Genomic DNA, 25549 nt, shown 5'->3' on the forward strand with positions numbered 1-25549 from the left:
ACCTGTTGCGGGCATATTTTTACCTGCCGGCGGCCAGGGCGGGCGGCGGCGGACGCGTCACGTCGCGTCGGCCAGTTGGAAGCGTTTCGGATTCTGCCCGAACTGGCGGCGGAAGGCCGCGGCGAAGTTGCTCGGGTTGTTGTATCCAACCAGGGATGACACCTCGATCACCGAGGCGCGCCCGGCGCTCAGCAAGGCCCGCGCATGTTCCATGCGGAGGGCGCGCAGGAAACCAAAAACCGTCGTGCCGTGCGCGGCGCGAAAGGCGCGCTTGAGCGTGGTCTCGCTCAGCCCGACCGACCGCGCCAGCTCGGCGAGCGACGGCGGCGCGTCCATCCGGCGCAACAACAGGTCCGTGGCGAGCCGCACGCCCTCAACCGGCTTCACCGCGCGATCCGCGGATGCCTCCAGCCAGGTTTCGAGCCCGGAGAGGAAGGCGACGAGCATGTCGTTGCAGCGCGCCTCGATCATGAGCGAGCGGCAGGCGCCGGAAAACGGGCAGCGGCGGAGCGATTCGACCGCGAGCCGCGCCGACGGCGGCAGCACGAGCGGCGGCAGAGCGCCGGGCGGGAGTTCGCCGGTCGCGATTTTCAGCAGGAACGCGGCGCCGCGCGAATCGTCGCCGGCCAGGGTTTCCCGCAGGGAGCGGCCGGAAATGGAAATGCAAACATGAAAGGCGGGCTCCGCCGCCTCGCGCTCCAAAGCGGCGGCGGCCGCATGCCCGCGCGTGGTTTCGACAAACATGCGTTCAAGGGACGCGGAGGCCGCCCCGGCTTTTTTGTCCGCCAGCACAAACACGAGCCGGATCAACGGTGGCGGGGCGGATATTCCCCGGGCCGGCGAGAGATTCGGGAGCCGGGCGGCATTGTCCCGGAAGGCGTCGGGCGCGCGGCGCGGCGGCCATTCGCCCCAATGCAAACACACGCCGGACCTCACCACATGGCGCCGCGGCGCGGCGACAGCGGCGGCGGGCGCGGCGGGAGGCCGTCCGTCCGGCGCTTGCGGCGCGGGCGCGGCGATGGCGGGAGCGTGGACGCCACCGCTGGAAAAACCTTGCGTGTCGATGAACCAGGTCATGCGTTGCGTCGGGCCGCGCGAGGGGCGCGCGCGACGGCTTCGGAGATCGCGTTCAGGGCTGGCGCCACGAAAGCGAGGCATTGTGCCCGAGACCGGCGTAGGCCCTGCCTCCGTCGAATCCGGCAAGCTCCTCGCGGTGGCTGACGGTGAGCAGGTTGACACCGGGAAGCGCCGGGATTTTCACGCGCCCGGCCTCGTCGGCGGTGAAGGTTTCCTCCTTTTCGCCCAAGCCGTGCCGGACGACCTTGGCGCCGGCGAGCGGTTTGCCGCGAAACCAGACGATGTAGTCGCCGGGCGAACCGGCGGCCGGAAGCAGGTCAAGCGTGAGCGCGGGCGCGGGCGGCACAGGCGCGCCGGGCGGCTGCCAGCGCAGGTAAAACAGCGGCTTGACGCCCGGCTGCCCCGGGCGTCCGCGCACGGGAAACGCGGTTTCGGCCAGCAACGGCTGGGCGGCGGCGGCGGACTTGAAGAGAAAGTGGTCGGCGTTTTTCGCGACCTCGAAGGACGACGGCTTGCCTTCGGCATCAAACACCCACGCAGACGGCAGCGCGAGATAGTCGAGGTAGCCGGGAGATTTCTCGACCGGCCCGCCGAGATCGCCGAAACGGGCGACGAGCGCGCTCCCGGCCATGTCCTCGATCCACACGGAATGCGCGAGCGCGGCGACCGGCGCGGCGGCAAACAGGATGGCGGCAAGCGCGAGTTTGAAGTGACGTGGACGGACGGATGCTTGGGCGTGGTGTTTCATGGTTAAGAAGAAAGGGCGAAAAAATTGCGCAATGCTCAGCGGCGGTCAGGCGATGCGCCGTTCAAAGGAATCGAGGCCATCGGGTTGCGCGAAACCCGTTTCCGAATGCACGAGCACGCTCACCCGGACATCCGGGCAGAAGCATGCCAGCCGGCAGGCGAGGCACCAGAGGCGGTGCTCGTTGATTGCCAACGCCGCCGACACATGCAGCGTGATCAGCGATTGCCTCGGGGCCTGTCGCAAGGACGGCGCCTTTTCCATCACGACCGGGAGCTGGAGATCGCGCGCACAGGATATCGCAATATTTTCTATATCAGCATCATGATAACCTTCGGAAGATTGGATTTCACACGTGATGGAGGCCACAGAGAACATGAGAGAGAAATGATTTTTGATACAAAATCTCATTATCATGTAATGTCAAATACTCCCTCCTTTTCACCCGTGATCATAAGATATGGTGATACGTCATCTTATTGATCAACAAGATATCCAAGCTAATGTCCCGCCCGATGTTGGACCGGAACGCCACGGGACCGTTACGGCAAAAAGCGGCATTTTCCCGCGAGAGAAGCCCGGCCTCCTGCGGTCCAGCCTGTTTTAAGCATCGTTGGAGGTTGCGCTCGGCAGCGCGTTGTGGCGCAGGCGCATCCCTTCCGGCGATTTCCATCATCGCGCGGTGGCCATCCGGTTATTCCAAGCCCAGCAGCCTGCGCACTTCGGATTCGAGTTTCGGGCCCCGCGCGCTGGTGGAGACAATCGTGCCATCCGGTGCGATCAGCACCATCGCGGGAATCGCCTGGATGCCAAATTGCACGGCAAAGTCGTTGCCGAAGCCCTTGCCGTCGTAATGCTGCGGCCAGGGCATTTTTTTGTCGGCGGCGAATTTCAGCATTTTCGCTTTTGCCGCGGCGAGGCGCTTTTCTTTCTGCGCCTCTTCCATCGTGGCGGTTACGCCGGTATTTTCGAGCGTGATGCCCACGACCTCGAAACCCTTGTCGTGATACTTGTCGTAAACGGCCACGACATTCGGAATCTCGGCAATGCACGGGCCGCACCACGTCGCCCAGAAGTCAATCAGCACCACCTTGCCCCGCATCGCGCCGACATCGACCTCGCGTCCGTCCGCTGCGGTGAACTTGATTTTGCCTGCCCCGGCAAGCCGCGCCAAGGCGCGCGCCTCCTTGTCCGCCACCTCGCGCAGGGATGCGTGGCGGCTCCGCCGCAGCGTCTCCTCATACTCGGCGGCGGCGGACGCGTCCTGCTCGCGCAGGAGATCGAGGAAGGATTCAGCCACGGACCCGGCGATCTCGGCCGCATTGAGCTCGGGCTCGAATTTTGCCATGAAATCCTTGACCGCGACCCTCAGCCGTTCCCGGGTTTCCCCGGATGGATTTTGCACGGCCTCGCGCTTGACTGCATCGAACAGCCATCCGGCGGCGCCGATCCGCTGGTGAAGCGTGGTGTCGGAGGCCAGCTCCAGTTCGCGCAGAAGCGCGGTCTGTCCGGCCCGGAACTCTGCCAGCGCGGCCTCGTCCGCGATCAATCCGCCCCATGACGGATTTTCGTCAAATCCCGGCTTGAAGCCCGTGATGAACGACGGCGACGTGTAGCCGCGCTGGACAATGCCCTCCCAGCGGCGCGGGTCGGAGGGGTGGTTTTTATAAAACGCAAGGGTGCCGACGGCGTAGCGTTTATATTTTTCCTCGCGCCACAGCCAGCCTTCACGTCCGCGAGGGTCGATACCTTCGGGAGGAGCGGCCTTGAGCAGGTTTTCCAGTTCGGCGTAGTCGCGGTCGGCGGCGGTGGAACTGGAGACCGCCGGCTCGCCGGCGGTCCCGGGCGGCGTTTCCGCGCGGGAGATGGACATACTGGAAAGCACCGCCAGGCATGCGCCGGCCCAGACAGGGAAAAGTTGTTTCGTTTTCATGGGATTAAAATGCCTTGGTCAGGGTGATGACATAACGCCTGAGGCGCGGGTCGCCGACAAAACTGGAATTGACCACGTCGGAATAGGAAGGCTCTTCCTTGAGCGCGTTTATGATGGTGAGACTGACTCTGGTTTTATCCAGCAGACGCCTCCAGCCGGACGCATCCTTGAACGCCGGATCGCGGCCGAAATCATACGCGATCTGCGGATTCAGTTCGGTGTAGGATGAATATTCCAACGTGGTATAGGCGCTCTTCGGATAAGCGGACTGATAGTTGGCCGAGGCGCCCGCGTTCCACGGGCCGCGCGACCAGAAGAGCGCGGCGCTGGCGCGGTCGGGATTCTTCGTGACAACATTGGCGGAAGAGGGCGTGGCCTTGGTGGTGCGCTTGCCCACGTCGGAATAAGCGAACGAGAAGAAGATTTCCCCGAGCGGGAACACGCGTTGGAAGGTGACGCGGTAATCCACGCCCTTCAGCTTTTCCTTGGCCATGTTGATGGAGCTGGTGTCGAGGCCGGTGATTTTGCCGGGCAGTCCGTCGCCTTCGGGAGCGGCGCGGGTGACGCGCTCCGGGAAGTAATCCATGATCACCTGGTAGCCCGGGCCCCCCACCTTGTCGGTGTAATCGATATCCCAGAAGTCCACCGAGAACGACAGGCCCTTAATCACCGGCACGTCGAGCACCACGCCGGCGTTGCGCGTGACGGATTTTTCCGGCTTCAGGTGCGGCTGGCCGCCGCTGACGAGATGGTAGTTATAGTTGGGATCGAGCGCCTCGTTATTGCGCAGGCGGTCAATATAATTGGCGGCGTTGTAGATTGTCTGGTCCGTCTCATAGACCGGGGCCAGCAGTTCATACAGTTTTGGCGCCTTGAAGCCCTCGGTGCGCGAGGCGCGCAGGCTCAGCCATTTTTTGGGTTGGAAAAGCAGGCTGAGCGCCGGCGTGGTGTGGTCGCCGATGTCGGACCAATCCTCGTAGCGGACGGCGCCGCTCACGGAGAGTTTGTGGACGAGGGGGATGCCTTGCGCATCGGAGAGCAGCGGGACGGACAGTTCGGCGTAGGCGGCGTTGGTCTGGCGGTTGAAGGGCTCGCTCAACAGGTAGCTGACCACCGGCTCGTAATGGAACTTGACCTTTTCCCGCTGGATTTCGCCGCCGAGGGCGAGCTTGATGCCGCCCGCCCAGCCGTCCCAGATCGTGCCGTCGGCCTGAAGGGCGTATTCGTAAACATCGGAGACATCCTTGTGGTCAATCCCGTTGAGCAGGCTGGTCAGGACGCCGTCGCCGTTGGGGTCGGCACCGGGGGTGGAACTGTCGTAGGCGAGGACGAGGCCGGAGGCGAGGGCGGCGGCGAGCGCCGTGGAATTGAAACCGTCGTTTTCCGAGCGGTCGCGGGTGGTGTTGCGCGCCCAGGAAAAATTGGCGTTGTAGCGCCAGTCGTTGAGGGACAGGTCGCCGCGGACGCCGAGGACGATGCCGCTGTTGAGCTGCGTGGATTTTATGGCGGGGCGCGGCAGGTCCCAGAAGACTTTCGAGAGATAGACCGGCGAGGAGAACGGGTTTCCGCCGACGCCGGCGGCGAGCTGGCGATTGATGGTGATAGGCGCGCCGGTGTAGCTGTTCGCGAAACGGCTCCAGCGGAGCTGCCCGTAGGGGCTGAACCACGGGGCGAGGTCGTAATCGAGCTTGGCGATGACACTCTGGCTGCGCGAGGCGTCTATCTCCATGAGGTAGCGGGCGGCATCGTAATGCCCGCCGAGCGAGGCGCCGTCGGCATCGGTGGGTATGACGGTGCCGTCCGAGCCGGCGGGAATGAGAACGGTGCCGACGGCAAGTCCGGGAAGGGCGGCGGGATAGCTGCCGTGGCCCGGACCGTAGGGTGATTGCGGGTCAGGGTAGAGCCCGGTGGACAGCGTGCCGGGGCCGGCGTAGGACGCGCTGAGCAGGCTGTTGGCGCCGCCCCAAGGCGAGAGATCGTAGCTGGCGGTCCACCAGCGGTCGGCGCGGGCGAGGCCGGCCTGATTGGCGGCGTTGAGGGTCACGAAGGCGGATAACTTTCCCGCCCGGACGCCGCCGCTGAAACTGACTTCCTTCCGGGCGACATCGCTGTCGAAAGTGTTGTCGTAAACGAATTGGATTTCGCCGCCGGTGTAGTTCTTCTTGAGGATCACATTGATCACCCCTGCGATGGCATCGGCGCCATAAATGGCCCCGGCGCCTTGCGGCAGCACCTCGATGCGCTCAATGGCCGAGGCGGGGATGCCGTCGATGTTGAAATCCTCGCGCCCGCCCGCGCCGCCCGGCGCGCTCTGGCCGGTGTGCGGCACGCGCTTCCCGTCGATGAGGATGAGCGTGGTGTTGCCCCCGAAACCGCGCAGGGCAAAGGTGGAGCTGATGGTTTGCGCGCGCGAGGTGCCGCTGTTCTTGTAGTTGTCGTTGTATCCCATGCTCGGGCTCATTTGCGGAATGGCCCAGCGGAGGTCGGCCAGGCGGGTGATGCCGCGTTGCTGGAGCTCAAACTGCGGCACGGTAAAAACAGGAAGCGCCGTCTGCTCGCCCACGAGCGTGCGAATGCGGGAGCCGGTTACTTCGACGGGCTCCAAGTGAACCGCCTCGTCGCCGTTTTCCGCCGAAGGTGCTCTTTCCCCCGGCGCCGGGCTGGCTGGCTGGGCATCGAGCAGGTGGAAGGGTGACAGGACGGACAGGGTTATTCCAAAAGCCAGCAGGCCTGGCCTGCCGACGGTAACATTGCTTTTTAGTGTGGTCATTGGATATTAGGTTACTGACTATGACTTGATTTGGCCAATCTAAACTCTATTTATTTAGTGTGGATTAAGGACCTGATTCAGGCCATGTGGCTTTGGGATTCTCTCTTTTGCGGATTTACCGTCTATGCCGGTGGAAAAAGGAATTAATTTTTACTCAAAATCTTACAAAACATAGGGCATGCATTCACATGCCATCCGCAATCAAAACGACATGCGGCTGCCGGGAAAATTGATGGATGGAGTGAATCATTCGTCCGGAGAATAAGCTTATTTCGTGTCAACACAATGTTGCTAAAGTTAACAAACAGGTCTTTGGGTGACAAAAGGCGGTTTCCGCTTTTGCCGTGGAACAGAAGCGAGCGCCGCCTTGGCAAATGCGCGAAGGTTTCAGCATTGGTATTTCCATCATTTCCCGCTAACTCGTTTTTCCAACTTGCCGCCCACTCCCGACACATCGTCCGTCCTGCATGACCCGAAGTTGCAGCGTGCCTTGCTGGACTTGCACGGGGCGCTGGAATTTCACGACTTGTGGGGTTCGCTCCAGCATCTTTTCGAGGTCGCCGTGCCCCATGACACCCTCGTCATGTCGGCCAACTATCTGGACTGGCGGCGGGAATCGAGCACCCGGCGGCGGGCGTCGCGGCGGTCGCGCATCGCCGACCCCGAATTCAACGGGCGGGCGGTGGTGGAGCATGGCGCGCCTTTCTTTCAGCCGTTCCTCGATGCGCACAAGGGCATCCCGTGCTACAGCCACAGCGATATCATCGCGGATGCCCGGCGGATCACGCGCCTGCCCTATTACCGGAAATACATGCAGCCGGCCGGCTGGCGCTATTCCGCGCACCTGCTGTTTTGGCGTGACGGCGCGGTGGACACCTCGTTTGCGCTGCGCCGCCGCCCCGATCAAGGAGACTTTCTGCCCGGGGAGATGGATCTGTTGCGTGCGGTGCATCCGCATATCGAGGTCGCCTTCGAACGCATGCGGAAATTTGAGCACGAACGGCAGCGGCGCCGGTTGCTGGAGACCTTTTACCGGGCGACGCCGGAGGCGCTGCTCTTTCTCGACTGGAATCTCAAGTGCGTGTATTCGAGCCGGGACGCGCTTTCGCTTTGCGCGCATTGGAATCTCGGTCCCGGGCCGGCGAAAAAGTTTTCCCCGCAGGCCATCTTTGACATCCCGCCCGCGATCGCCGCGGCCTGCGAGGAGATCCGGGCGGAATGGTTGCAAGCGGCTCCCGCGCATCCGTCCTCCCCTGCCCCGGCCTCATCGCGCCGGGCCGGCGCGGCGCCTTCGGAGCCGGCGGGCGATCCCCCGCTGCGGCACCTGGTCGATGCGCGATCAGGGTGCGAGGCGCTGGTTTCATTGCGCAAGGACACCGCGAATGCCCTCACCAAGCCGGTCTTTATCATCCGGCTGCGCCCGCCGGGCGGCGCCGCCGGGGTCGACGGCAGCGAGACGGCCGCGCCGGCCGCCGGCTCCCCCGCGCGGCTGCTGCACGCGCTCTCGCCGACCGAACGCGAGTTGGTGATGCTGGTTTGCGCCGGTTGCAGCAACAAGGAAATCGCCATGCGCACCGCGAAGACCGAGGGCAGCGTGAAAGTGCTGCTCAGCCGGATTTTCAAAAAACTGCACGTGACCAGCCGCACGCGCCTGATCATCGCGCTGCAACAAACATGAGCCGGGAGTCGGTGAGGCGCGTCCGCGCGCTTCCCGCTACCACATTTCCACCGGTCCCTTGGGCACGGGAATGGAATCATGCGGGCCGCCGTCATCCGGCGCGCGCATGAAGGAGGCGACGAGCGGCGGCGGCTGGAAGCGGGGCAGCAAGTCCCCGTTCGCATCGCAATACGGCGCGCGCCAGCGGCGGTAACTTGCGAGCAGCGCATGGAATTCCGCGCGCGTGGTGACGGCGATGACGCGCTGCTTGAAGTCCTTCGCCGGCCCGAAACGCTTCGCATACCAGGGCGCGATCTTGCGGAACAGGCGGCAGCCGTGCTCCTCGCCAAACACGTCGATCATGTGGTCGAGATGGCGGCACATCACGCGCACGCGTTCGTCGAAGGACGGCTCAGGCGGGATCTCGCCGGTGCGCAACAGATGCGCGGTGCGGCGGAAAATCCAGGGATCGTAAAACGCGCCCCGACCGATGCTCACCCCGGCGCAGCCGGTCTCGTCGATCATCTTTTTCGCGGACTCGGGCGTGATGACGTCGCCGTTGCCGATGACGGGGATGGCGCGGGCCGCCTGCACGACGGAGCGGATGCCGTCGAGGCTGACCGTGCCGCCGAATCCCTGCGCCCGCGTGCGCCCGTGGATGAACACCGCGGCGATGCCCGCGTCCTCCAGCACGCGCACGAGGTCGGGCGCGGTGATGTTGTCGTCGTCCCAGCCGAGGCGCATCTTGGCGGTGACGGGAATCCGCACCGCCTCGATCATGCCCCGCACGAGGGCGGCGGTTTTTTCGAGCTCGGTCATCATGGCGGAACCGCCGCCCACGCGGACGACCTTTTTCACCGGGCAGCCCATGTTGATGTCCACGGACGCCGCGCCGAGCTGTTCGCAGATGACGGCGGCATCGCGCATCTCGGATGCGACCGAGCCGAAGAGCTGGATGGCGAACGGCCGGTCGGCGGGCGAGGTCTCGGCGAGCTTGAGCGCGCGCGGATTGCGCTCGACGAGCGAACGGGCGTTGATGAGGTCGGTGGTCGCCCAGCCGAGCCCGCCGAGTTCGCGCAGCGTGAGGCGCATGGGCAGGTTCGTGTATCCGGCGAGCGGAGACAGAAAAAGCGGCGAGGAGAGTTCGACAGGCCCGATGCGCATGAGTGATGCGGACAGTGAAGGCGGCGGCGCGAAAAAGGGAAACCGATTTCATCCCATTTCCAAACGAGATTTATCCTTTTGGAGGGACGGCCCCCCGTGCCGTTCGGGTCGGGTGGCATGGGCGTCCCGCCCATGCGACGGCGCTCCGCGCCGCGAGGTCGCGATCAACACGGGCGGGGTCGCCCATGCCACCCAATCCCACGGGCGAGACGCCCGTGCCACGCAAACCACGTGGAAGGACGGCACGGAGGCCGTCCCTCCAAAAAAACGAGGCCGATCAGAACCCGATGCTCGCGCCGCCATCGACGGGCAGCGTCACCCCGGTGACAAAGGATGCCGCCGGTGAGGCCAGGTAAACCGCCGCCCAGCCGATGTCGGCGGGCGCGCCGAACTTCGCCATCGGCGTGCGCCCGATGATCTTTTGCCTGCGGGCCGGGTCGCCTTCCATCGCCTTGCGCGACATCGCCGTCTCTATCCAGCCGGGTGCGATCGCGTTGACGCGGACACCGTGCGGCGAAAGCTCCGTCGAATAACATTTCACCATGCCGACATAGGCGGACTTGGCCGCAGTGTAGGCGATGACGCCGGGAATGCCAAAAAGCGAGGCCATCGACGCGATGAAGAGCACGCTGCCGGACTTGCGCTCGATCATGCCCGGCGCCACGGCGCGGGTGAGCGCGTGCGACCCGAGCACGTGGGTGCGCAGCATGGCCTCGAACTCCGGCGAAGTCGTCTCGACGGCGGGCTTCTTCATGTTGATGCCGGCGTTGTTGACCAGGCAGGTGACCGGGCCGGTCTCGCGGGTGATGCGCGCGACCAGCGCGGGCGCAGCGTCGAGTTCCGTGACGTCGTGCACGGCGATGCTGGCGCGTTCGCCCAATTCGGCGGCGGCGGCGGCGAGTTCGGCCTCGCGGCGTCCGGCCAGCACGACATGCGCGCCCGCCGCGTGCATGGCCCCGGCGATGGCCCGGCCGATGCCGGTGCCGCCCCCGGTGATGAGCGCGACCTGGCCGCGCAGGGAAAAGATGCCTGGGAAGGATGGGTTGTTCATCGGAAAAAATGCGCGGAGGGATATTTGCGGCCCGTGCCGGTCCCTCCATCTTTCTCTTTATTCTTTATCTTTCCTCTTTCTCCCATCCTGTTCGGCATTGTGCCTCCATGAAATCAAGGCGCGGGAGAAAGAAGAAAGATAAAGAATAAAGAGAAAGATGGAGGGGGATGGCACGGAGACCGCCCCTCCATTTTATCAGTCGATGCCGAGGGTTTTCATCGCGGCCTTCATGTAGCCCATGGCGTAGGCCATGCCGGCGTGCCAGGGCGCCGGGCACGCGACCTGGGGCGTGTGGTCGGGGATCAGCACGCCGTCGAACCTGTTTTGTATCAAAATTTTCAATACGCGCATCATGTCCACGTCGCCGTCGTCGATGAAGGTCTCCTTGTAATCCGGCACCTTGCCGCGGATGTTGCGGAAGTGGACATAGCCGAGACGCCGCTGGCGGCTGTAATGATCGACCACCTCGTAGATGTCGCCCTCGGTCATCTCGGCGAGCGAGCCGATGCAGAACTCCAGCGCATTGGACGGGCTGGGATTGAGATCGATGAGTTTCTGGTAGAGCGCAGGCTGATGCACAAGCCGGGGCTGGCCGCGCACGGTGGGCAGCGGCGGGTCGTCGGGATGCGCGGCGAGCTTCACGCCCGCCTCCTCGGCCACGGGCAGGATTTCGTCGAGAAAGGCTTCCAGCCGGCGCCAGAGTTCCTCGTGCGTGATGGGCGGGAGCGTGCCGGCGGGGGCGTCGGCGTCGTAGATCATGTTCCAGACCATGCCGAGCGGGATGGGATCGTCCACCGGGCCTTCCATGCCAACGGAGGGCGCGCCGCCGCGCGCATAGGGACCGGTGGTGCGGCCGGCCACACCGGCGATGCTGAAGTTGTAGCCCATGACAGGGATGCCGGCCCGGCCCAGGCGGCGGATGATGGTTTTTATGTTCTCGATGTGGAGCGCGCGTTTCGGACCGTCGAGCAGGATGTCGTGCCAGTGCGCGGGGTCGAAGTTCTCGATGGCTTCGAGCTTCAGGCCGGCGGCCTCGATCTCGCGGCGCAGGGCGGTGAGTTCGTCGAGCGTCCAGAGCGCGTCGGGATCGCCGGCGTAGCCCCAGCCGTCCTTGACGCCGCCGGTGGGCTGGTTGTCGCGCGCGTTGTGCGGATTGCCGCGAAAGTAATCCACGAGGTGGATCACCAGATGGGTCGCGCCGATCTGGCGCGCAAAATTGAAGTGCCCGCGGTCGAGCTGGTGTTTATAAAGGCCAAGGCCGAGTTTCATAGATGAAATAGGGAGGCATGCAGGAAAGCGTGCAGGAAAATTTTGCCAGATGCTACCCATGAAACGGCCATGGGAAATGGGCTTTTTTGCGTTGAAAAGAGGCGTTTTGCGCAATGGATTCGAAAATAGTTTTATTTTTTTTAATCGCGGAAGCACGGAAGGATGGAAGCACGGAAAAGGAAAATGGGGTTGTTTTCCGCCCTTCCGCGCTTCCGCGATTCGATTGTTTTAATGGTTCGTTTTTTTCTCTAAAAAATCCCCGCTTCCCATTGGGAACCAGGAATATCCCTCCATCATGACCGAAAAGAGTCATTCGGCTTCAAGGCAAACACCACAAAAACGTCGTCCGGTCATCGGCCTGGCGCTTTTGCAGGGGCTTTCGTTTCTCGAAAAAGTGCGCCATGGCATCGTGGATTATGCGCAGGCGCGCGGGGGCTGGACGTTTTTGTTCATGCCGGAAAGCCTCGCGCCATCCGTGGACTGGCTGCGGCATACGCGCATGGACGGCGCGTTTGCGCTGGTGACAACTCCCCGGGACATGCGCATTGCGCGCTCGCTGCCGTTCCCGGTGGTCAACCTGGCCGGACACATCAACCCCGAAAAGATACCCTCGGTGATGGTTGACCACCGGCAGATCGGACAGATGGCGGCGGAACACTTGCTGGGGCTCGGTTTCAAGCGGCTCGGTTATTACGGGACGAGCAACATGTGGTACAGTTGCGAGCGTTACTCCGGGTTTTCCGATGCCGCGCGGCGCGCGGGTGCCAAATGCCATTCGCTCATCGTTCACCCCAACAAGCGCGCCCCCACGCGCTGGCGCGACCAGCACCAGCAACTCGCACGCTGGCTGCGCGGTTTGCAAAAGCCGGTCGGCATCCTGGCCAGCATCGATTTGCGCGCGGCGATGATCGTGGATGTGTGCCTGCAAACCGGCCTGCGTGTGCCGGACGATGTGGCGGTGCTCGGCGTGGACAACGACCAGGCGGTCTGCCAGCTGGGGCCGGTGGCGCTCACGAGCATCGCCCGCAACGACTGGAAGGTCGGCTGGGAGGCCGCCGCGATGCTTGACCGGGCGATGGCTGGCATCGCCAATCCTCAAAACCTGATCCTGGTCGAACCGGAACAGGTGGTGATGCGCAAATCAACCGAGACGGTGGCGGTGAACGATCCGCTCGTGGCGGATTTGATCGCAGAGGCGCGCAAGCATCTGGACAAACCCTTCGGGGTGGAGTGGCTGGTGCAGCGCGCCGGGCATTCGCGCCGCTGGCTGGAACTGCGTTTTCGCGAGGCGCTGGGACAACCGCCGCTGACGGTGATCAACCGCCTGCGCGTGGCCAAGGCGCGCGAAATGCTCTCCGCCGCCGGACGCGCGCACATGACGCTCACGGATGTCGCCGCGCAATGCGGTTTCGCGGACTTGCGGCGCTTCCGGCTCGTGTTCACAAAGCACGCGGGGGTGCCGCCGAAAACGTTCCGGCGCGCGGCGCAAAATGCGGAGGCGTTTCCCCGGCTTGACCCGCGGAAAACACCGGGGAACCAGGCTTCACAATAAATCCGCGGCGAGCTCGGCCAGTCGCGAGCGCTCGCCCTTGGTCAGCGTGATGTGCGCCGCCATCGGCTGGCCGCGCATCCGGTTGCAGCAATACACCAGGCCGTTGCTGCGCGAGTCCACGTAGGGATTGTCGATCTGCGCCGGGTCGCCGATGAGCACGATCTTCGAGCCCTCGGCAATGCGGGTGATGACCGTCTTCACCTCGTGCGGCGTGAGCTGCTGCGCCTCGTCGAGGATGAAAAAGCGCCGCGCGATGGAGCGCCCGCGGATGAAGCAGAGCGCCTCCACTTCGACCAACCCGCTGCGGATGAGCCGTTCATAGGGCTTGAGGGGCGGCGCGCCGGGCGCGCGCTGGCCGTTGTTCGAGCCCTGCATCGGCTGCGGATCGGCGAAGAGGTTTGCCACGTCGCCGTTGCGTCCGCGATTTTTCTTGGCGACTTTTTTCGAGGCGAACTGCGCCTCCTTCGGCGGCTTCGACGGCACCAGCACTTCGAGCGCGTCGAAATAGGGTTGCAGCCAGGGTTTCATTTTCTCGTCGAGCGTGCCGGGGAGGAACCCGATGTCCTTGCCGAGCGCGATGACGGGCCGGGAGATGGACACGCCGTCGTAGCGCGAGGCGTCGTCATGCGTCTGCTGGAGCGCGCAGGCGATGGAGAGGAGCGTCTTGCCCGTGCCGGCCTTGCCGAAGCAGGTGACCATCGAGATCGAGTCGTCCAGCAGCGCGTCCACGAAAAACTGCTGTTCGAGGTTGCGCGGGCGGATGGGAATGCCGCCGGGCGCCTTCACGAAATCGGGGATGCGCAGGCGGTGGATCATCCCGCCGCCGTGATAGCGCGCGGGCATGGTTTTTCCTTCGTCGGAACGAAGCAGGACGTATTCGTTGACCACGAGTCCGGCCGACGCCTCCGCGCCGAGGTCGAAGCCCCCTTCGGAGCAGAAGCGCTGCAGCTCGTAAATGGTCACGGGAACCTCGCGGTAGGCGCGCTCCTCCGCGGCCTCGGGGACTTTGTCGTTGAGATAATCCTCCGACTCGAGGCCGACGGCGCGGGCCTTGAGCTGCACGTTCACGTCCTTGGTGACGAGGATGGTGGGCGGCGGAAACTGCTCCTGCACAAAGAGCGCGCAGGCGATGATGCGGTTGTCCTTCTTGGACAGGTCGGGCAGCACGGCGCGCAGGCGGAGCATCGCGGGGGAGTTGAGGTTCGCGTCGGTCAGGTAGCGGTTGATGATGACGGAAAGCGTGCCGCCGCCGGGGAGCTTCACCCCTTCGAGCATGGAGCGCGAATCGGGCAGGAGCTCCTGCAGGATGCGGTGGACGCGGCGGGCGTTGCGGCCTCGTTCGGTGGACTGCTCGGTTTTTATGGCGTCAAGTTCCTCAAGCACCTCGACCGGGATTACGAGGTTGTTGTCCTCAAACTTATGAATCGACTGGGGGTCGTGAAGGAGGACGTTGGTGTCCAGGACAAAGGTTTTAACCTTCGCGGAGACCTTGAGCTTGGCGTGTTGTGGCTCGGTGGAGCGGCTCAGACTTCCCATCGTGGTTGTGGATAAACTGTGAATAAGTCAGCACAACTCAGGCCAGTTGTCGAACAGGAATCTGAAATAAATTTGCCAAAGCCCGGGCCGGACGTTCCGGTCCCGTTCACCAGGCATAACGGCACCCAAGGCTGGCGCTGTAACCGCCCAGCTTGGCGCCGTAAAACCATGCGCCGCTCCCATCGATGCTGAAGCCATGGCCGAGCTGCATGGACACGCCGGCGTCCAGCATGAACCCGCCGCCGGACAGGCTGTTCTCAAAAGGTTCGCCTCCGACGGTCATCCTGCCTTCGCCCTTGAACTCGTATTCATAACCGCCCCGCAGCCAAGGCACGATGCCCAGCCCCTTCTTCCATTCGCGCTGCGTCCACAGGCGCACACCGGCGCGGCCGTTGAGGGATTCCGTGGAGTCGGTGTGATAAATGCGCCCCCACATGTCGGTCGCGTCCTCGATGCGGTGGCTTTGATAAGTCAGCTGCACCTCGGGATCGGCGTTCCAGCCGAGATCGCCCTCGATCACATAACCGATCGCCACCGACCCCGCCCAACTATCCCCGTCCATGCCAAACGAGGGCGTGCCGGGGACGGACACCTCATATGCCTCCCGGCTTCCCCGCATGATGCCGTCAATATAAAATGCCCCGTGCTTATACATTGCATAGAGTCCGCCCCCGTTTGATTCGGTGCGCGCGGAGGCAATGTTGCGGAGCTGGTGCATGTCCGATTTCGCGTAATCATAAAACACACCGAAAACGAGGCTGCGCGAATCCTCGCCGAAAAACGTATCCACGCCAACCTGCGCTCCTTGTATATTGGATTTCGTGCCATCGTAGGTGGTCGATGTTATTTTGTCATGCCGGTGCATGCCCGCCATCCAAAGGTCATACCTGTGCGCCGCCTGGTTGTTCATGCGCAACGCCAGCAGACGTCCGTCCAGCGAATCGACAGCTGCCTTTCCGATCAGAAACCCGGCGGCATCCGCCCCCGTGATCGCCGCGGCCTCGGGGGAAAAAGTCGAGGCGATGCGCAAATCGCCATCCGCCGCATACTCCAATATCGCATCCTTGCCGTTTGGCAGCACATAGCGTTCGGCTAATACAAAGGTGCCTTCGCCGTTGCTAAACCCGCCATCGGCATGCACCAAGGTTGCATTGTCCGAAGGCAAACCGCTCGTCCCCGAAATCGCCAGGACGAGGCTGGTGGAGCCCGACGCGCTTCCTGTTATATATAATTGGTCCGCCGCCGCCGCGCCATCGCCCTGCCAGGCGACATCCAGCATCACCGCGCCGCCATTGCCCGTATAATTGCCCTCGATGGTCAGCCTCCCGTGCTCGCCGCCCGCGCCTTCCGCCGCCTTGCGGCCCTTGATGATGCCGCTGTTGCTGAGGAGCGGCGTGCGCAGTATGCCGGTGCCCGTCAACCCGCCGCCGGCATTCACGGAAAAGCCGGTTGTGGCCGCCAAGGTCGTATCGCCGATCGCAATCATCCCTTCGTCAACCCGGAAACTCGATGCGGTCACCGACCCGCTCACCAAAAGCGCGCCCGCCCCCTTTTTGATAATCGTGCCGGCGCCGGTGATCTCTCCGGAAAACTCCCCTGCCCCGCCTTGGTCAAACAATAAAGTCGCCTCATTTTGTATTCTGGAGCCAAGGTTTTGGGCCGCGCCCTGCAACGTTCCCTGTTGGATGATTTTCACTCCGGTGTGGGCATTGCCTCCCGCCAGCACAAGGGTGCCTGCACCTGTCTTTACCAGATTTCCCTCCCCGGCGAGCGATCCCGAGACCGTGACCTTGTTGTTTTGGGTGTCCAGCGTCGCACTATTGCCCGCGCCGATTGTCACCGCGTTTGGCAAACTCAAGCCGTCGCCGGCCGCCCGCAGTGTTCCGGAGCCGGTGAAGCTGATGCCGTTGCCGCCGTCCCCGAGTTGCTCCGCCCGGTTGAACACGACCGCGCCTCCTTGGATTTCAATGCCGCCACGGAATGTATTGCTCCCGCTATTTTCAAACCGCAGGACGCCATCCCCCTCCTTGATGAGTTTTCCCCGGGCGTCGTCAATATTGGTGCTGCCCGTGATTTTGACCGCATAGTCCGCGCTTGCCGTGATTCCGCCATCCCCGGAAAAAGCATACGTTCCGCCGCCACGCACAATCATATCCGACACCCTTACCCCGCTCCCCCCGAGCGAGATTTCCCTCCGGTCGGTGTGCGCAGAATCATGCGCCCCGTCAAACACCACACGATCACCGCCCGCAAATTCATTGACGGAGGCATCATCCGTCCAGTTCTGCTGCGCTGTGCTCCACGTGGCGCTCGTGCCGCCGGTCCAATATAATATGCGGGAAATATCAGCCGAGGCGATGATCTGGAGGTTCACTCCGTCGCTCCCCGCTTCCGCGCGCTGGCGCGCCCCGGCGGATTGCAGTTCTCCACCAATCAATACCAAAGTGTCCGGTCCGTAAAAGTCCTTTACATTTCCTATATTATAGGTGCCGCTGCCCGCCAGCGACAAGATATCGATTGTTTTCGACCCGCTGACAATGGCGTTGCCCTTCACCATCAACTTGTCGGCATCGTTATCATGCAATGAAACGGTGAGCTTCGCATCGGTCAGTGTGAGATCGCCGTCAATGGTCAGGGTCTCCGCCGTCCCGCCGCCCCCGGCGCGCACCTCCGCGGCATCGAAAGCGCCGACACCCGCGACGGAAATCGTGCCCGAGCCTGCAAGGATGAGCCCGCCGCCCACGGTCGGCGCAACACCGCTTTCAATCAAAAGCCGCCCTCCGTCACTCACGCCCAGCGAGGCGCCCGCCCCGATGCTCACGGTTTGGGCAAGCACCTTCCCGTTTCCATAAAGCCCCGCCCCCGCCGCCAGCGCAAACGCGCCGCCGTCTGTTCCGCTCCCATAAATCGCGCCATTCTGCAATATCATGCCGCCGGCCGAAACCGTGGTTGTCACCACGGCATCCAGATTATGGGCGAAAGACACATTGCCCCCGCCTGATTTGTTGACCACAAGCGCCAGTCCCGCCGTGCCGCTGATCGCGTCGGAAAAACGCACCGTGTATCCCGCCTCCGCATGGATGTTCATCGTATTGGCCGCGGCGGCGAAATAGATGGCGTTCGAGCTTCCTGCATTCGCAATCATCATCTTTTTGGTGCTGGCGAAATCGGCATGATTGAGCGTCGCGCTCTGGGTATTGTTCTGGAAGACAATATCACCGGACGTGGCGCTCAGCGTCAGCGAAACCGCATTGGCCGCATAAATCGCGCCGCCCAGCCCGCCGGCGACGTTGCCGTCGAACGCGGCGGCTCCGGAAATGTCGAGCGCGTCGCCGGCAATATAAAGCGCGCCGCCGTTTGTCAGCGCCTTGTTGTTTGCGAACGAACCGGAGCCGGCAAAAAACGCGGTTCCGCCCACGTAGGCCGCGCCACCGGCGCCGGTGATTTCGTTGCCGGAAAAATTATAATTCCCCGAAACATCCAGCGCCTTCACCGTGCGCACGCCGCCGCCTTGCGCGCCGGTGCCGGCGGCGCCTGCGGCGTTGTTTGTAATGTTAAAAGTGCCGCCGCTGAAGACAACGGATTGCGCGCGAATTCCGCCGCCCGTGGGCGCGACGGTGGCGCTGACGATGATGCTGTTATTGTCAAATGTCGCCACCCTTCCGGCGCCGGTGAACAGCACGTCAATCAAATCGCCGGCGTAAATGCCGCCGCCGTGAATCACGGCTGAGTTGGTGCCGGAGTTTGAGTCAAACAAAACATCACCCGCAAATGTTATTGTTCCCGGAAACCCCGCCGCGCTGGGCGCGTAAATTCCGCCACCGGACGAGCCGGCCTTGTTGCCTTTGAAGGTGGCGGTGTCCTTGAAAACCAGCAAATGCCCGCGATGCACATACATGCCTCCGCCCGCCGCCGTGGCTCCGCTTGCGTTGTTGATGAACACCGCGGTTTTCTCGAATGCGATCGTGGCCGCGCCGGCGGACGCCATGTTGCCCGTCGTGGTGAAACCGCCTCCGTAACCGGCGGCGGCGTTTACCGTGTTTGAGTCAAAGGTCACATCCCCGGCAAATGTGACCGAACCCAACGCCGCCATGCCGCCGCCGTTGCGCCCGGTATTGTTATAAAACACCACATCGCCTTTCAGGAGGAACAGGTCGGAGCCGGCAGAGACCAGGATTCCACCACCGTTGTTCGCCCCGCCCGAGGAGCCGTTGGCGATTACCACTTTGTTTAGTTCCAGCACCGTCGTGCCGGAGGCGGTGGGAGCGATTGTAATCAACCGCACATTCCCGGAGCCGCGTTGGAGCACCGCCCACTGGTCGGACGCGCCGGATGCAGGCTTGAATACAATGCCGGACTTTGTTCCCAGATCAAACGAGTCCGTCTGCGCGGCCCAGTTGCTGACATCCAGGCTCCGCGAGTCCGACAGGACGAGCATTCCCGCCGAGCCGGAAATGGCCACCGTGTCACCGCCGGCCAGCAGGCCCGACAGTCCCGCGGCCGAGCTGCCGGTGGAAAAAGTATATTCGTCCGCCGTGACGGGTGCCGGCTGCATCGCGGGCAGCAAGGCAGCGATGAAAATCCATGCACGACGGGGATTCGGTATGTTCATTTTGGAGCACATTGTATTGGTATCGCGTTTTGAATATGATACAAACTGGCAAAGCCCGCGAGGCTGGCTGGTCGAAGGGGAACAATTTCAATAAAACAAAACTCCCGGGATGAAACAACGCTGGCATTATGGATTCCTCAGGAAACCACTTTCGCGGACTTGGCATCCCGCCCTTCCGGGTGCATGTTGCATGGTCGTCGGTCGGTTCCCTTCATCCCCATGCCTTCATCTTTTCACTCCATCAGCACCCAAGTCGCCAACACGCTCCGCGAGGAACTGGAGGCGGGAATCTGGAAGGGCAAACTGCCCGGCGAACGCCGCCTCGCCACAAGGCTCAACGTGAGCAGGAAAACCGTGCGGCGCGCCCTTGCCATGCTGCGCGCCGACGGCATGATCCAGACAAAACGCAACCGCGCGAGCCTGCTGGTGAGGAAAACGGGCGTCGCGGCCAAAAAACAAAGCGGCCCAATCACGCGCGTCGCCTTGTTGCTGCCGGAGCCGGTCGAGACGGCGCGGCCGTTCACCATCTTGTGGATCAACCATCTCATGTCATCGCTGCACAACGCGGGAATGGAACTGGAAATTTTTTCCGGATGGAAATATTTCGGCCAAAACGCCCCGCGTTCGCTCTCCCAACTCGTGCGCTCCCATCCGGGCCGGTGCTGGATAATCGCCCGCTCCAACCATTCGATCCAGCACTGGTTCGCCTCGCGAAGCGAACCGGCCGTGGTCGCGGGTTCCACCTTCGATGACATCGAGCTGCCCAGCGTTGACATCGACCAGTCCGCGCTATGCCGCCACGCGGCGCTCGCATTCATACGGCAAGGCCATCGCCGCCTCGTGTTTTTCCACGAGGAAAAGGCGGTGCATGGCGCCGACGCTGCCAGCGAGCAGGCGTTCCTCAACGCCGTCCTCGAGCACAAAGGCTATCCCGAGCCGCTCATCATCCGCCCGCCGCGCGGCATGGCCGCCGTCGTCCGCGAGTTTCAGCGCATACAAGGCATGCCGGTCCGCCCCACGGGCTTCCTGTGCAGCAATCCCCTGCTCTATCTCACGCTTTTCGGCTTTCTCGCGCATCACGGTCTCCGCGTCCCCCGTGATGTCTCCCTTATCTCGCGGGAAGTGTCCCCGCTTCTCTCGCAAGTGCATCCCGCCCCCACGCGCTACTCCATAGTGCCGTCAAAATTCGCGCTGGCCCTGTATCACGCCATCAAACGGATGCTCGAGCAAGGCGCGCCCCGGCGCTTCGATATGCGCATCATTCCTGATTTCATAAAAGGCAATACCCTCGGCCCGGCGCCGGAATGATGCGTTATCCACCGCTGAAAAAATCTGGTATTCCCGGGGCTCCATATTGGATGCGTTGCCCGCGGCTCCACAACGCGCATGATAGGGTGGATTTCGTTCAATCAGCGGAACTCATCATTTAAATACAATCCGGCTTTCCTCTGAAAATGACTCACACCTGCAAACCAATGAAACCCTGCCTCACAACCTGCCTGCTGGCCTTTGCCTTTGCACTTTGTTCCGCCGCCCCGGCTTCCAGTTATCAAACCAGAGGCGACGCCGAACTGTTCATCGATGACACGATCATCGCGGCGAGCGCCAATCTCGAACGCGTTTTCCACCAGGCGGCCAAGCTCGACGCCCCCGTGCTCCGCGCCGAGAAGCCATGGGAGGAGGGTCGCGTATATCTTTATGGAGGAGTGCACCGGAATGAAAAAACCGGACTCTTTCGCATGTGGTATAATGCCGGAGGGAAAATCTGCTACGCCGAGTCGCAAGACGGGGTCACGTGGATGCGCCCCGAGGTCGGACTGCATGAATACGATGGCTCCAGAAAAAACAACATTCTTCTGACCGATGTCATAAACACCACTGTTTTTATCGACGAGCACTGCCCGGATCCGCTGCAAAAATACAAGGCGTTGATCGGCAGCAGCCGCCACTTCCGGGGTGCGTATTCAGCAGACGGGATCAACTGGAAAATGTATAATGACGGTGGAAAACTCATGGCCTTTGGCAGTGAAATGGCGACTGTATCCAAGGACGAAAAAACCGGGGAATACCTGGCCTTCATCCGCCCGCACCCGCCAAAGTTAAGCCCTAAAAGCATGAAGGAAAAGCGCACCTGCGCGCTCACCACCAGCAAGGACTTCATTAATTGGTCCCCATTGGAAATGGTGTTTACGCCCGATGAAATAGATGATCAATGGCTGTTCAGCAAAGGCCAGCGCACCGAATTCTATGGCTGGAGCGGATTTGAATACGGATCCCAATGGCTCGGTTTTATCACGGTCTTTCGCCTCACCGGGACTTTGACTGAAAAGCAAAAACTCCAGGCCGCCTTTGATGGTCCTATCGATGTGCAGCTCATCCATAGCCGGGATGGGCGCAAGTGGAGACGCACCCTGCCTCGCACGCCCGTCATTCCCAACGGCCCGCGCAGCTACGATGCCGGCACGATCTTGCACATTGCCAACAACCCCCTCATCGTCGGCGACGAGATCTGGCTTTATTATACGGCAATCAATACCACGCATGGCGGCCCGATTCCGCCCAAGGACATCACAATCGCCTTGGCCAAATGGCGGCTCGACGGCTTTGCCTCGCTGCGCGCGCGCTGGGCGCCGGGAGTCGTTCAAACCGTCCCGATGATCACCGACGGAGGCGAGCTTCTCGTCAATGCCGATATGTCCCGCGGTCAGTTGACGGTCGCGCTGCTTGATTCCGAAAGCCGGGCGATCCCCGGTTTCGCGGAGGCTGATTGCGAAAGAATCAGCAGTGATTCGATTCGCCATCGCATCAGATGGAAGGGCGGCGACCGGGTGCCCGCCGGCAAACCGTTCGCGTTGCGTTTCCATCTGACAAATGGCGATCTTTATAGTTTCCGGATTGCCGCGGCAGAATAACAAACGCACCGCCTGCGCCCAGTGCCTGTCATGGCGCGCGATTGCACAAAGCGAAGCGGCGGCACCGCTCTTTTTTGAATACAAATGCGGGTATAGATTTTACAAATCATACGATTTCCGAATCGTTTATAGACTTATCAAGGTAGGGCGAAGCCTCCGGCTGAGCCGCGGCTCGGCGGGGACGCCTCGTCCTACCTAAAATATAAATTTCGTTCGGATATGGCATCACTCAAAACGGCGTCGCCGGGCTTCGCCCTCTGCCGCCGCGCTCCATGAATTTTACCTGCGAACTTCGAAAGGCGAGGCCGGCAGACCCTGTTTATTATACAACGAGGCCCGGGGATTATCCGCCCAAAGATAACGCACCTTGTCGGGCTTGCGCACGTGCTTGCTTGAAACCACCACTGCGTCGGCAGACATCATGGCCTCCGCGTTGAAAAACTTTCCGTCAGAACCGGCGAGCGCGAATCCCGCCAGCGCGCCGTGCGAGACGAGCCCGCCTTCTGCATTGTCAAACGAAACAGTCACCTCAGAAGCCGCCCATTTCACATCCCGCACCGAGGGGCCGCTGGCGACGACATCATGCCCGTAGGCCAGACGCTCCGCCGCCAGCGCGAGTCGTTTGCCGACATCCGGCTTGTTTGCCGGGTGAATATTGCCCGCCTCGCCCAAATCAATCGCGACCACCAGCGCCGTGTTCGGTGTTGCCAACGCGGTCAGACGCTGCACCTCCCGGATTTCCGCCCACGGGCTGCGCAGGTTCGGGTCGTCCTTCCGCTCCAGATAATTCGCGATCTGCACAATCAGGAACGGGTAGTCGGTGCCGAAACGCGGGTCGTCCTGCCCCCAGGCGCTCCGCCACGACTTTATCAACTCGGGGAGATGGATTCCATATTGCGCGGGGCTGGTGCGGTTCGACTCGCCCTGATACCACGCGACGCCGCGCATGGCATACGGAATGAGCGGGTGGATCATTCCGTTGTATAAATGCGCCGGCGCGGCCTTCGACGCCGCGTCGTGAAACACGGGAGCCGGCCCGGCGGTCGCGGGATTTTTCTCCCGCCGCTTCGCCCACGCCGCGCGGTCGCGCTCGTATTTATTTTTCGTCTCCGGGAGCTTTTCCAGCCGCTCCTGCTCGCGCTCCATCATCACGTCAAAGCGCGGGTCGGCGCGCAGAGCCTCCAGCGGCATCCACGACTTCGCCACCGTCCCGCCCCAGCTTGAGTGAATAAGCCCCACCGGACAGCCGAGCGCCTTTTGGAGTTGCGCGCCGAAATAATACGCGACTGCTGAAAAGTCCGTCGCTGTCGCCGGCTCGCATCGTTTCCATGCCCCGGCCACGTCGCACGCCGGCTGCCGGCTGGGAACAAGCGGCACGTCGAACAGCCGCAGTTGCGGATTGCCCGCCGCCGCCGCGGCCTCGCGCCCGCCCGCCGCCTTCGACAGAGGGAACCGCATGTTCGACTGCCCGGAACACAACCACACCTCGCCGGCCAGCACGTCACTGATTGCCACCGTGTTGTCCGGCCCGGTGATTTTCATCACGTGCGGCCCTGGCGCGGAGACCGGCCCGAGGCGGACAAGCCAGCGCCCGGCGGCATCGGCACGGGTCTCCTGCGCCTGCCCGGCAAACTCCACCCGCACCGCATCCCGCGGATTGGCCCGCCCCCACACCGGCAGCGGCATGTCTCGCTGCAAGACTGCGTGATCGGTGAACAATGCGGCCGGCACCACCTCTGCCAGGCATGGCCATGCGAAGGCAAACGCCACGCCCGCGCCAAAGAACAACCGGCCATAATAGATGCCGCGCTTAATCATATAATATTAGGACCTACTCGCCCTCTCACTGCGCCGGTTTTATGGTGTAGCTATAAAGCGCGGCGTTTGTGAGGCGGAAACGAAGCATGCACCCGATGTCGGCGGGCAGCGAATCGTTTGCGGCCCACCCGACTTGGTGCCTCACTCCATCGCTTGCAATCACCTTCGCGTCGGCCGCCGCATAGCCCGGCAGCAGATTTCCCTTTGCATCCAGCACCTCGACCACCAGCCTGCCCTTCGACGCATCCACGTTTATTTCCAAAAAACCCTTCCGCGCGAGTTGAAACGCCGACGTTACCACAATGCCTTCCTTGTCCTTTGCATCAAGCGAGGCAAACCCGTCCAGTCTCCATTTCGCAAGGCATACCGCCAGTTCCTTCGGCGGCGTCGGGCCGCCGTGCGTGGTCGTTATTCCCGTGTAATACATCCAGACCTCGTCACCCACGATCAATGGCTGCGTGGCCACGTCGAGGACGCTCACGTCAAATTCCTTCCCGCTCGGGATCACCGGCTCGCGCACTTCCATGCGCCGCCATTCCAAGCCGTCCCTGCTTGTGATCAACTGCCCCTCGATCGGGCCGTCATATCTGGATTGCAGCCGGTCGGTTTTATCCAGGATTTGCGTGATCCTGAACAAAGGCACCACGCCCAGCCATGAGTTGCCGTAGGGAAAACCGTTCATCGCGTAAAACTCGGTGCGCTGGTCCTTCTTCACGCACCAGGCATCGTCAATCTTGTCCGGCGCCAGCACCACCCTGGGTTTCGACCAGTTCTTGAAATCCGTACTCGTGCTCACCGCCCCGAGCCGCTTTTCGGCGAGCCTCTTGGGAAAGTGCTTGGGTGTGTAGGGCCGTATGTAGGCATGATACAATTTCGTCCTCGGGTCGCGGACGATGTTTCCCATTTCCGAGCCGTAGGGAATCACCGGATTGCCGGGATACTCCTTCCATTCGATGCCGTCGGCCGAATAATACGCAAAAAAGCCGCCCTCTTTGATGCCATTGGAAAAAATCGCCTTGTAGCGTTTTCCCGGATCGGTCTCATAAACATCCAGCAACACGCTGAGCATGTTGCTCTTTTTTACCAGCGCGTTGGTTTTTGCACCGTTGTGGTCTACAAACGAAAACAACGGTTTTTCCCACGCGAGCCCGTCCTTCGAGGTCGCGTAGGCCAGCCGGCCCGAGGTCCCATACCACATGCGAAAGCCGCCGTCCGCGTCGCGCACCACCAGTCCGCTCATGTAGGCCCTGCGATTCTCCCACGGCTGGTCGCCCACTAACACCGGCGCGGCAGGCTTGGAGCCGGCGTGGGTGCGCCTGGTCACGTTCTCCTTGTGAATGATGTTCACATCGTCCACAAAAAGCTCGGTGCCGGGACGCAGCGGCACCTGGGCGGCCAGATCCGCCAGCCCGAGGCACAGGATGACAGGATATAGGATTTTGAAATTATTCAT

General features: G+C 62.4%; 16 protein-coding genes. 4 read left to right on the plus strand and 12 right to left on the minus strand.

The annotated features are described in order from the left end of the window. Positions 1 to 57: 57 nt before the first annotated feature. From OH491_RS08400 to OH491_RS08420, 5 genes are all read right to left on the minus strand, one after another. Complete coding sequence (locus tag OH491_RS08400; protein ID WP_068772203.1) at positions 58 to 1077, minus strand: helix-turn-helix transcriptional regulator; 1020 nt, start codon at positions 1075 to 1077, stop codon at positions 58 to 60. A 52-nt stretch (positions 1078 to 1129) separates the two neighbouring features. Further along, positions 1130 to 1825: a hypothetical protein gene (locus OH491_RS08405; protein ID WP_068772202.1), complete on the minus strand. Its 696-nt coding sequence runs from the start codon at positions 1823 to 1825 to the stop codon at positions 1130 to 1132. Positions 1826 to 1870: 45 nt separating this feature from the next. Next, on the minus strand, positions 1871 to 2086 hold the full coding sequence (locus OH491_RS08410; RefSeq protein WP_145929019.1) for a hypothetical protein: 216 nt from the start codon (positions 2084 to 2086) through the stop codon (positions 1871 to 1873). A gap of 430 nt (positions 2087 to 2516) precedes the next feature. Then, the gene (locus OH491_RS08415) at positions 2517 to 3755 is read right to left on the minus strand and encodes a TlpA family protein disulfide reductase (RefSeq protein WP_068772199.1); all 1239 of its coding nucleotides are present in this window, start codon (positions 3753 to 3755) and stop codon (positions 2517 to 2519) included. Positions 3756 to 3759: 4 nt separating this feature from the next. Beyond that, entirely contained in the window at positions 3760 to 6525 is a 2766-nt protein-coding gene (locus tag OH491_RS08420) for a TonB-dependent receptor plug domain-containing protein (protein ID WP_084442529.1), read from the minus strand. A 433-nt stretch (positions 6526 to 6958) separates the two neighbouring features. Here OH491_RS08420 and OH491_RS08425 point away from each other — a divergent pair, with 433 nt between their 5' ends. Then, positions 6959 to 8203 (plus strand): response regulator transcription factor, encoded by a 1245-nt coding sequence (locus OH491_RS08425; protein ID WP_068772197.1) that lies wholly within the window; start codon positions 6959 to 6961, stop codon positions 8201 to 8203. A 36-nt stretch (positions 8204 to 8239) separates the two neighbouring features. Here OH491_RS08425 and dusB read toward each other — a convergent pair whose 3' ends face one another. The 3 genes from dusB to OH491_RS08440 all read right to left on the minus strand — a co-directional run bounded on the left by dusB (position 8240) and on the right by OH491_RS08440 (position 11666). Beyond that, positions 8240 to 9346 carry a tRNA dihydrouridine synthase DusB gene (gene dusB, locus OH491_RS08430; protein WP_068772196.1) on the minus strand — a complete coding sequence of 369 codons (1107 nt, stop codon included), beginning with the start codon at positions 9344 to 9346 and terminating at the stop codon, positions 8240 to 8242. Between the two features lie 277 nt (positions 9347 to 9623). Then, a complete protein-coding gene (locus OH491_RS08435; RefSeq protein WP_068772195.1) occupies positions 9624 to 10397 on the minus strand; it encodes an SDR family NAD(P)-dependent oxidoreductase in 774 nt (257 codons plus the stop codon). 195 nt (positions 10398 to 10592) lie between these two features. After that, positions 10593 to 11666 (minus strand): mannonate dehydratase, encoded by a 1074-nt coding sequence (locus OH491_RS08440; RefSeq protein ID WP_068772194.1) that lies wholly within the window; start codon positions 11664 to 11666, stop codon positions 10593 to 10595. Positions 11667 to 11961: 295 nt separating this feature from the next. On the opposite strand from OH491_RS08440, the gene OH491_RS08445 reads away from it, so the two are divergent. Then, positions 11962 to 13218 (plus strand): xylose operon transcription regulator XylR, encoded by a 1257-nt coding sequence (locus OH491_RS08445; protein WP_068772193.1) that lies wholly within the window; start codon positions 11962 to 11964, stop codon positions 13216 to 13218. Here the strand turns inward: OH491_RS08445 and OH491_RS08450 are convergent. Both OH491_RS08450 and OH491_RS08455 read right to left on the minus strand, forming a co-directional pair. Continuing rightward, positions 13210 to 14754 (minus strand): PhoH family protein, encoded by a 1545-nt coding sequence (locus OH491_RS08450; protein ID WP_068772192.1) that lies wholly within the window; start codon positions 14752 to 14754, stop codon positions 13210 to 13212. The two genes, OH491_RS08445 and OH491_RS08450, sit on opposite strands and share 9 nt — an antisense overlap. A 106-nt stretch (positions 14755 to 14860) precedes the next feature. Further along, positions 14861 to 19366, minus strand: coding sequence for an autotransporter outer membrane beta-barrel domain-containing protein (locus OH491_RS08455; RefSeq protein WP_334319584.1), 4506 nt, complete (start codon positions 19364 to 19366; stop codon positions 14861 to 14863). 219 nt (positions 19367 to 19585) lie between these two features. Between OH491_RS08455 and OH491_RS08460 the strand changes: the two genes are divergently transcribed. Both OH491_RS08460 and OH491_RS08465 read left to right on the plus strand, forming a co-directional pair. Next, a complete protein-coding gene (locus OH491_RS08460; RefSeq protein ID WP_068772190.1) occupies positions 19586 to 20674 on the plus strand; it encodes a substrate-binding domain-containing protein in 1089 nt (362 codons plus the stop codon). A gap of 167 nt (positions 20675 to 20841) precedes the next feature. Continuing rightward, a complete protein-coding gene (locus tag OH491_RS08465; protein WP_068772189.1) occupies positions 20842 to 22278 on the plus strand; it encodes a hypothetical protein in 1437 nt (478 codons plus the stop codon). A 279-nt stretch (positions 22279 to 22557) separates the two neighbouring features. Here the strand turns inward: OH491_RS08465 and OH491_RS08470 are convergent, their stop codons facing one another. Next, positions 22558 to 24096, minus strand: coding sequence for a sialate O-acetylesterase (locus OH491_RS08470; protein WP_068772188.1), 1539 nt, complete (start codon positions 24094 to 24096; stop codon positions 22558 to 22560). A 25-nt stretch (positions 24097 to 24121) separates the two neighbouring features. After that, entirely contained in the window at positions 24122 to 25549 is a 1428-nt protein-coding gene (locus OH491_RS08475) for a glycoside hydrolase family 32 protein (RefSeq protein WP_145929018.1), read from the minus strand.

The organism is Termitidicoccus mucosus, assembly GCF_038725785.1.
Classification (GTDB): Bacteria; Verrucomicrobiota; Verrucomicrobiia; order Opitutales; family Opitutaceae; genus Termitidicoccus; species Termitidicoccus mucosus.

Excerpts from the sequence above, each read along its gene's own strand:
- OH491_RS08440 (WP_068772194.1), bottom strand. The coding sequence starts at position 11,666 with ATGAAACTCGGCCTTGGCCTTTATAAACACCAGCTCGACCGCGGGCAC.
- OH491_RS08475 (WP_145929018.1), bottom strand. The coding sequence starts at position 25,549 with ATGAATAATTTCAAAATCCTATATCCTGTCATCCTGTGCCTCGGGCTG.
- OH491_RS08470 (WP_068772188.1), bottom strand. The coding sequence starts at position 24,096 with ATGATTAAGCGCGGCATCTATTATGGCCGGTTGTTCTTTGGCGCGGGC.
- OH491_RS08465 (WP_068772189.1), top strand. The coding sequence starts at position 20,842 with ATGAAACCCTGCCTCACAACCTGCCTGCTGGCCTTTGCCTTTGCACTT.
- OH491_RS08455 (WP_334319584.1), bottom strand. The coding sequence starts at position 19,366 with ATGAACATACCGAATCCCCGTCGTGCATGGATTTTCATCGCTGCCTTG.
- OH491_RS08415 (WP_068772199.1), bottom strand. The coding sequence starts at position 3,755 with ATGAAAACGAAACAACTTTTCCCTGTCTGGGCCGGCGCATGCCTGGCG.
- OH491_RS08400 (WP_068772203.1), bottom strand. The coding sequence starts at position 1,077 with ATGACCTGGTTCATCGACACGCAAGGTTTTTCCAGCGGTGGCGTCCAC.
- OH491_RS08420 (WP_084442529.1), bottom strand. The coding sequence starts at position 6,525 with ATGACCACACTAAAAAGCAATGTTACCGTCGGCAGGCCAGGCCTGCTG.
- OH491_RS08445 (WP_068772193.1), top strand. The coding sequence starts at position 11,962 with ATGACCGAAAAGAGTCATTCGGCTTCAAGGCAAACACCACAAAAACGT.
- OH491_RS08410 (WP_145929019.1), bottom strand. The coding sequence starts at position 2,086 with ATGGAAAAGGCGCCGTCCTTGCGACAGGCCCCGAGGCAATCGCTGATC.
- OH491_RS08405 (WP_068772202.1), bottom strand. The coding sequence starts at position 1,825 with ATGAAACACCACGCCCAAGCATCCGTCCGTCCACGTCACTTCAAACTC.
- OH491_RS08460 (WP_068772190.1), top strand. The coding sequence starts at position 19,586 with ATGCCTTCATCTTTTCACTCCATCAGCACCCAAGTCGCCAACACGCTC.
- dusB (WP_068772196.1), bottom strand. The coding sequence starts at position 9,346 with ATGCGCATCGGGCCTGTCGAACTCTCCTCGCCGCTTTTTCTGTCTCCG.
- OH491_RS08435 (WP_068772195.1), bottom strand. The coding sequence starts at position 10,397 with ATGAACAACCCATCCTTCCCAGGCATCTTTTCCCTGCGCGGCCAGGTC.
- OH491_RS08450 (WP_068772192.1), bottom strand. The coding sequence starts at position 14,754 with ATGGGAAGTCTGAGCCGCTCCACCGAGCCACAACACGCCAAGCTCAAG.